Genomic DNA, 7,400 nt, shown 5'->3' with positions numbered 1-7,400 from the left:
CTCGCGGTCGTCGGGGAGTCCCTCGCCCCCGTCCAGTGGGCCGCCATCGCCTGCGTCGTCGTCGCCAGCGTCGGCGCCACCCGCGCCGGCGTAAGGCAGTCGGAGGCTCGGGGTCCCTGTTGACGGGGAGACTGTGCGAACCGCGCAGCTGTGAGCGAGGGGAGTCGTCGAGTGACCGTGTGGTCCGTCCGTGCAGATCTGCTAGTTCTTTGTGACCAGGCGGGATATCCGCGGTCCTCCCGAGACGTTGGCACAGCATGACCTCCCCGTTGATCGATCCGGTCACGGACGGCGACCCAGCGCTGATCGCGCGTGTCCGCAAGGGTGACGCCGACGCCTACGCGATCTTGTTCCGCCGTCACCATCGCGCTGCGACGACGCTGGCCCGTCGGTTGGCGGGGCACAGCCATGCCGACGACCTGGTGGCCGAGGCGTTCGTGAAGGTGTACGACGCGCTGCAGCGCGACCTCGGACCGACGATCTCGTTCCGGGCCTACCTCTTCACCGCGATCCGGAGCACCTGGAGCAACACGCTGCGCGCGGAGCGGCGCTACGACCTGGTCGATGACTTCCTGGCGTTCCAGCAGAACGAGGCACTGATCCTGGATGACGATCCCGATCAGCGATTCGACAACCGCGCGGTCGCCCACTCCTTCCGGAGCCTGCCGGAGCGCTGGCAGGCGGTGCTCTGGTACACCGCTGTGGAGGGCCTGCCGCAGACCGAGGTGGCGCTGTACCTCGGTATCAAGGCGAATGCCGTGGCAGCGCTCGCTTTCCGAGCGCGGGAGGGTTTGCGCCAGGCGTACCTCTCGGCGCACATCAACGGGGCTGCCGGCCAAGCGACCCCCGATTGTGCCGAGTGGGTCCCGCTCCTGTCGGCCTACGCGCGCGGTGCGGTCAACAACAGCAAGAAGCCGGCGCTCGAGGCGCACCTCGACGACTGCGTGGCCTGCACCACGGCGCTCGCGGACCTCGGCGATGTCAACACCCGCCTGGGAGCCCTCCTGGTTCCGGTGGTGCTGGGTTCCTGGGCGCTCGAGCTGCCGGAGATCTCGACGCTGTGGCCCGGCGTGGCCGGCCCGCAGGTCGGGGTCGGGGCGCCGATGGCGGGGCCGTCGGGTGGGCTGTCGGGCTGGCTGTCGAGCAAGGGCGTCATCGCAGGGATCGCCGCCACCGTGACTGCGGGGGTCGTGGGGGCGGCGGTCGCGGTACCGATCCTGCTCGACGGGTCGGACAGCGAACCGGCCGCGGCGGCCGCCGCTGGATCCACGAGCGCGGCGGCAACGCACGCACAGCCCGTGCGGGTCACCTCGGTCGACCCGACCATGGGGCCGGCCACCTCCACGCCGACCTCGGAGCCGAGCACGGAGCCGAGCACCGGATCCACCGCCGGTCCTGTCAGCCCCGCCACGTCCGCGCCACCGACGCGGCCGACCGGGAAGCCTGAACCCACGACCGGGCCACCACCGCCGATCTCCGATGACCTCGGGCTCGACTCGGTGCGGGCCCGCCGGGACACGGCGCCGGCCGGTCAGGCGGACCTCACGCTGACCTTCAGCAACCTGCGCTCCGGGGCGATCCTCAACATGGTGCTCTCGCGACCGGTGCCCCCGCCCACGGTGCTACGAGCCGCGGGCTGGCGGTGCGAGAGTCGGTCACCCGACCCGAGCGCGACCGTGGTCGGGTGCGAGTGGACCGGTGCCGATCGCCTGAGCGGCGAGCTGGTCTTGCGGGTCGTGTCCACCGAGGCCGTCCCCGTTGATGCGGAGGTGAGCCCGCCGTCGGGCTACCTGGACACCGAGGCGGCCAACAACCGGGCCTCGACGACCATCCCTGCCGCCGGCCCGTGAGACGTCCCTGATCGCAGCGCGGACATCAGGGACCGACCCAGGGTCGGTTCCATCATGAGGTCGGGCGCGCGGGTCCTGGTGCGGCCCGTCGCTGACGTCGACGGACGGCGTAAGCGGCTCGGGTGCCGGGGGTCCCATCGAGTGTCAGCAGGTTTGCGCACGGCACCGTGCGCGGGCCCCCGTGCTGCCGTCCCCCCAAGGAGAACTTGATGTCACCGTCCGCCGTCCCCCTCGCATCCGTGCCCTGCCCCGACGGGCTGCCGAGCACCGGCGGTCCGTCGATGCTCCTCGCCGTCCTCGGTGTGGTGGCCGTCGTGGCGGGCGTCGTCTTCCTGGCACGCGGACGTCGTGGTGGCGTGGGCGCCGCACTCGTGCTGACGGCCCTGAGCCTCGGCGGACTGGCCGTCACCGAGGCGCCGCCGGCGGATGCTGCGGTCGGACGCTGTGGTGCGGCGTCGCCGCCGGGCGCGGACTGGTCGAGTGCGACGGGATCTGCGTCGGCGAGCGCTCCGACGTCCGAACCGACCTCGGGAGAGATCACTCCCGACCCCTCAGGTTCGCCGAGCCCGACGCCCAGCCCGACGTCCAGCCCGACGCCCAGCCCGACGCCCACGTCTACGCCGACCCCGACGCCCACGCCCACGCCGACCCCCACGACCCCCGAGTTCTCCGACGACCTCGCGATGGGTGAGCTGTCCAGCCGGCCGGCGCCGTCAGCAGGCGAGGAGCACGCGGAGCTGACGGTGCCGATGAGCTACGTGAGGACGGGCGCATTCGTCCACGTCCTGCTCCGGCAAGAGGTTCCGGTGCCGGTCGTGCTGAGCCCGGGCTGGAGCTGCACGAGTGCCGTGTCGGCGCCCGGCACGACGCTGGTGGGCTGCGAGTGGACGGGACCGGACCAAGTCGCGGCTCCACTCGTCCTCACCCTCGAGGCGACGGGTGCGATCGATGTCGAAGCCTCGGTGACGCCGCCGGCGGACTTCATCGTCCTCGACCCGAATCCGGCGAACAACGGAGCGTCCGGGACGATCCCGGCAGGTGGGTAGGCAGCTGCGTCGGCAGACGCCGCGGCCGGGCGTTGTTGGCCGAATCCACCACCGGATCACCACCCTCTGGTCGAGATCGCTCAAGACGTCGCCCGCCCGCTCGGCGAGGATGAGGTGTTTCTCGCCGATCGAAGGAAGCCATCTCGATGTCACCGAACGCCGTCGTCTCGCCTGCGGTCACCCACCCCGTCGTCCACCAGGCGCTGGAGCTCGCGCAGGTGATCGACGGTCACAACGACCTGCCCCACCGGGCCCGCAACATCGCCGGCTACTCCGTCGAGGGTCTCCTGGCGGGATCGCCGTTCCAGACCGACGTGGATCGGCTGCGGCGAGGCGGCGTCGGTGGGCAGTTCTGGTCGGTCTATGCGGACAGTGAGCTTCCCGCGGTCGAGGCGGTGCAGTACACCTTCGAGCAGATCGACTTCGTCTACCGGCTGCTCGATCGCTATCCCGAGGTGTTCGAGCTCGCCCGGACCGGCGATGACGTACGGCGTATCTGGGGTCGCGGGAAGATCGCCTCGCTCCTCGGGGCGGAGGGCGGCGACAGCATCGGCGGCTCCCTCGCGGTGCTGCGGATGATGGCCCGGCTCGGGCTCAGGTACATGACGCTCACCCACAACTACAACGTGCCGTGGGCCGATTCTGCGACGGATGAGCCCGTCCTGGGCGGGCTGTCGGACTTCGGTCGCGAGGTCGTGCGCGAGATGAACCGTCTCGGTGTCCTGGCCGACCTCTCCCACGTGTCGGCCGACACCATGCGCGACGCGATCCGTACGTCGTCGGCGCCCGTCATCTTCAGCCACTCGTCCTGCCAGGCGCTGTGCGCGCATCCGCGCAACGTCCCGGACGACGTGCTCGCGTCGCTGCCGGGCAACGGCGGTGTCCTGATGGTCGCGTTCGTGCCGATGTTCCTGAGCGAGGAGTACGACGCGTGGTTCCGCGGGGGACAGCAGGGGCCTCGTCCCCCCGTGACGGTCGACCACGTCGCCGACCACGTCGAGCACGCCCGGGAGGTCGCGGGCATCGACCACATCGGCCTGGGCTCGGACTACGACGGCTTCGACGACTTCCCGGAGGAGATGACGTCCGTCTCGGGATTCGCGCCGCTGCTCGACCGGCTCGCCGAGCGCGGGTGGTCGGCGCGCGACCTGTCCCGGTTGACGGGCGCCAACGTGCTGCGCGTCCTCGACGAGACCGGCGCCGAGTCCGTTGCCGCCGGCCGGCGCTGAGATCGCGGTGTCCCTTCGTGATGGGGCGGGGACGCTGTGCGGCCTCGACGTGCCGGCGTTGATGCACGAGGTGCAGGTTCCCGGCTGCTCGGTGGCCATCCTGGACCAGGGCCGGATCGTGGAGCGGCGCGCCTTCGGGGTGCGGTCCTCCGGGGAGCCTTCGGCCGTCACGGCGCAGACCGTGTTCCAGGCCTGCTCCATCAGCAAGCTCGTCTCGCTCGTCGCGGTCCTGCGACTGGTCGACCGCGGCGACCTCGCCCTGGACGAGGACGTCAACGAGCGCTTGAGGCAGTGGCACGTCCCGGCCGACGGCGGGGGACGACCGCGAGTCACCCTGCGTCAGCTCGCCACCCACACCGCCGGCCTGAGCACCTCCGGCTTCCTGGGCTACGCGGCAGGCACCCCCGTCCCGTCGCTCCTCCAGGTGCTCGAAGGGACGGCGCCGGCCAACTCGCCGGCCGTCCGGCGGGAGCACCCGGTGGGGACCGAGTTCCTCTACTCGGGGGGCGGAACGACCGTGATCCAGCTGCTCCTCGAGGAGCTCACCGGGCTCGGTGCCGAGCGGCTCCTCGACGAGCTGGTGCTCTCGCCCCTGGGGATGCAGGACAGCACCTTCGCGCAGCCGCTGCCTGAGGCGTGGTCGCACCGCGCGGCGCACGGGCACCGCGCCGACGGCAGCGAGGTCGACGGCGCTTGGCACACGTACCCGGAGCAGCTCGCCGCGGGCCTCTGGTCGACGCCGAGCGACCTCCTCGAGGTCGCGCTGAGCGTCCAGCGATCCTTGAGTGCGGCCGGGGAGGGTCTGCTCACGCGTGAACGCGCCGCGGAGATGGTGCGTCCCGAGGTCGCTCTCCCGGCCGGCGCCGAGGTGACCGGCGGCTTGAACGCCATCGGCGTGGGCACCTTCCTGCGGGTTCAGGACGAGTGGGCGACGTGGTTCGGTCACACCGGGGTCAACGAGGGGTACCGGTGCTGTCTCCTCGCCAGCACCGCGACCGGGCAGGGCGCGGTGGTGATGACCAACAGCGACGCCGGGTTCGAGCTCATCGAGCCACTCCTCGGCGCGATCGCCACGTCGTACGGGTGGGACGGGCTCGACCTCGCGCGCCTGCCCGCTCCACGCGGCTGACCGGGACGGTCAGCGACCGGGAGCGAAGGCCTTCACGCAGGCGTCGGCCAGGCACGCGACCGAGTCCACCACCGGGAGCACCTGCGCCGCGCGCCTGCTGGCCAGGGGGATCTCCGTGCACGCGGCCAGGACGACGTCGCATCCCGACGCGGCGAGAGTCCGGGTCGCTTCCTCGATCAGGCGCTCCGCCAGGTCCGGGTCCGCGCCGCCCTTGACGATCCGGATCGCCTCGTCGATCAGGTTCTCCTGGTCGTCCTCGTCCACGTGGACCAGGTCGAGACCGTGCTCCTGGGCCGCACGGTCGTACAGTCCCGTGAGCCGCGTGCCGCGGGTCGCGAACAGGCCGACTCGCCCCGACGACAGGGCTGCCGCCGCCTCGATCGTCGCCGCGATCATGTCGACGAACCCGTGACGCGGGGTGAGGTCGAGGTCGGCGAGGAACGCGTGCGCGGTGTTGCACGGGATCGCGATGAGGTCGGCGCCGGCGTTGCGCAGCGCGTGCCAGCCCTCGTTCATGGCGGGGACGGGGGAGGGCCCGCGGCCCAGGAGCGCATCGGTGCGGTCCGGGACCCGTCCGTCGCTCCAGATCACGACGGGGATGTGCTCCTGGTCCATGGTTGCCGGCGTGGCGGCGATGAGCTGCTCGAAGAAGTAGGCGGTCGCCATCGGGCCCATCCCGCCGAGGACGCCCAGGAGGGAGGGCTGGATCGTCACGGGCGGAGCCCGTCCGTCCAGGCATGGTCCGGAACGCGGTGGGCGACACGACCGGTGCTGAGCTCGACCGTGTCGGCCGCGCAGAGGGCATCGATGACGGCTTCCTCGACGCAGTCGAGGGTCGCGCCGAACACCTCGTCGAGGTCCGCGGGCCGCAGGCCGGGCGCAACGCGACGGTCCGTGGAGACGCTGATCGCGTAGTCGCCGCTGCCGTGGCTGTACGCCGCCCCGACGCGACCGAGACCGAAGACGCCCCGCCGTGCGATGCGTTCGAGCTCGTGCGGAGAGCAGGGGAAGTCGACCGCCACCACGACCATGCACGAGCCTTCCTCCGAGGCCGGGCCCGCGACGGGGAGCCCGAGCGACCCGGGGGTCACGCGGCGGCCCTGGAGCCGGAGCTCGCCGGTCATGTTGGCCTGGACCAGGACGCCGAGGTGGTGCTCCTGCCCGCGAACGCGAACCCGCCGTGACGCAGAGCCGATCCCTGCCTTGAACCCGAGTGCGCAGGCTCCGGCCCCGCCTCCGACATTGCCTCCGGCGACGACGTCCCGGCTCGCGGAGTCCAGGGCCTCGACCACCGCCTCGTCCTCGAGGCGGTGGTCGTGCTCTGCGGACAGCCAGGTGTCGTTGATCTCCCCGACCACCGGGTTGATCGACCGGAGGGCGGTTGCTCGCCGGCCCTGCAGCCAGGTGATCAGGTGGTCGGCGACCCGGAAGGTCGACAGCGTCGAGGTGAGCATGACGGGCGTCTCGACCTGGCCGGTGGTCCCGATCTGGGTGGCACCGACCAGCTTCCCGTACCCGTTGCCGACGTACAGGGCGGCCGGAAGCGGCCGGCCGGCCGCGAGGTCGTCGTTGAGGATCGCTGTCACGCCCGTGTGGACGCCACGATCGTCGTCGTGCACGGTCGCGTGGCCGACCCGCAGGTCGCCGACGTCGACGATCGTGTTCGTACGCCCGGTCGGCAGCGGTCCGAAGGACATCCCGAGGTCACGAGGGCGCATGCCGCCGGCAGGTGCCGCCGCCGCGCTGTCCTGTTCCATCACGGAAGCAATCTCGCCCAGCGCGCGTCCCAGCGTCATCGTGCTCGGCCACGACATCGGGCGCCTGCCGTCGTCGGCCTGGCCAACACCACCGGGGGCGGTGGCGGCGGCCTGGTCCGGGGCCCTCGGTGCCGTGGTCTCACGATGAGGGCCGTTGGCGTCATGGACAGCGGAGTGCCCCTTGAATTGGGGGATCGCATGAACACTTCGGCGGCCCGGGCTCCTTAGTGTGATGGAAAAGACGTCCTTCGATGCAGCGGCTCGGCGCGCGAAGACCTCGTCCAGCGTGCGCGCTGCACCCGGCGACCGCGACCAGCCCGTCCACGACGGCCGGCTGATCATCCGCGTCCCCGACTGAACACCCCCGCCCTCCCTACACCCGAAGAGGA

7 protein-coding genes are annotated in these 7,400 nt (G+C 71.7%); 5 read left to right on the top strand and 2 right to left on the bottom strand.

What is annotated here, in order from left to right:
* Positions 1-257: 257 nt before the first annotated feature.
* The 4 genes from CCO04_RS27960 (at position 258) to CCO04_RS27945 (ending at position 5,254) form a co-directional block, all read left to right on the top strand.
* The gene (locus CCO04_RS27960; protein ID WP_215817473.1) at positions 258-1,850 is read left to right on the top strand and encodes a sigma-70 family RNA polymerase sigma factor; all 1,593 of its coding nucleotides are present in this window, start codon (positions 258-260) and stop codon (positions 1,848-1,850) included.
* Between the two features lie 209 nt (positions 1,851-2,059).
* Positions 2,060-2,896: a hypothetical protein gene (locus tag CCO04_RS27955; protein ID WP_215817472.1), complete on the top strand. Its 837-nt coding sequence runs from the start codon at positions 2,060-2,062 to the stop codon at positions 2,894-2,896.
* Between the two features lie 146 nt (positions 2,897-3,042).
* Positions 3,043-4,125 (top strand): dipeptidase, encoded by a 1,083-nt coding sequence (locus tag CCO04_RS27950; RefSeq protein WP_215817471.1) that lies wholly within the window; start codon positions 3,043-3,045, stop codon positions 4,123-4,125.
* 7 nt (positions 4,126-4,132) lie between these two features.
* Entirely contained in the window at positions 4,133-5,254 is a 1,122-nt protein-coding gene (locus CCO04_RS27945) for a serine hydrolase (protein ID WP_215817470.1), read from the top strand.
* A 9-nt stretch (positions 5,255-5,263) separates the two neighbouring features.
* On the opposite strand, the gene CCO04_RS27940 is transcribed toward CCO04_RS27945, so the two are convergent.
* Complete coding sequence (locus CCO04_RS27940) at positions 5,264-5,968, bottom strand: aspartate/glutamate racemase family protein (RefSeq protein ID WP_215817469.1); 705 nt, start codon at positions 5,966-5,968, stop codon at positions 5,264-5,266.
* A complete protein-coding gene (locus CCO04_RS27935; RefSeq protein WP_252374033.1) occupies positions 5,965-7,011 on the bottom strand; it encodes a P1 family peptidase in 1,047 nt (348 codons plus the stop codon). Before CCO04_RS27935 ends, CCO04_RS27940 begins: the two co-directional genes overlap by 4 nt.
* Positions 7,012-7,243: 232 nt before the next feature.
* On the opposite strand from CCO04_RS27935, the gene CCO04_RS29430 reads away from it, so the two are divergent.
* Positions 7,244-7,369: a hypothetical protein gene (locus CCO04_RS29430; RefSeq protein WP_256448689.1), complete on the top strand. Its 126-nt coding sequence runs from the start codon at positions 7,244-7,246 to the stop codon at positions 7,367-7,369.
* The last annotated feature ends 31 nt before the right edge of the window (positions 7,370-7,400 follow it).

This window comes from Pimelobacter sp. 30-1 (genome assembly GCF_018831735.1).
Taxonomy (GTDB): domain Bacteria; phylum Actinomycetota; class Actinomycetes; order Propionibacteriales; family Nocardioidaceae; genus Nocardioides.
The sequence above is the reverse complement of the archived record's forward strand: the minus strand, read 5'-3'. Positions and strand labels throughout refer to the sequence as shown.

Coding starts and splice junctions, on each gene's coding strand:
- CCO04_RS27950 (WP_215817471.1), top strand. CDS start 3,043: ATGTCACCGAACGCCGTCGTCTCGCCTGCGGTCACCCACCCCGTCGTC.
- CCO04_RS27960 (WP_215817473.1), top strand. CDS start 258: ATGACCTCCCCGTTGATCGATCCGGTCACGGACGGCGACCCAGCGCTG.
- CCO04_RS29430 (WP_256448689.1), top strand. CDS start 7,244: ATGGAAAAGACGTCCTTCGATGCAGCGGCTCGGCGCGCGAAGACCTCG.
- CCO04_RS27955 (WP_215817472.1), top strand. CDS start 2,060: ATGTCACCGTCCGCCGTCCCCCTCGCATCCGTGCCCTGCCCCGACGGG.
- CCO04_RS27935 (WP_252374033.1), bottom strand. CDS start 7,011: ATGGAACAGGACAGCGCGGCGGCGGCACCTGCCGGCGGCATGCGCCCT.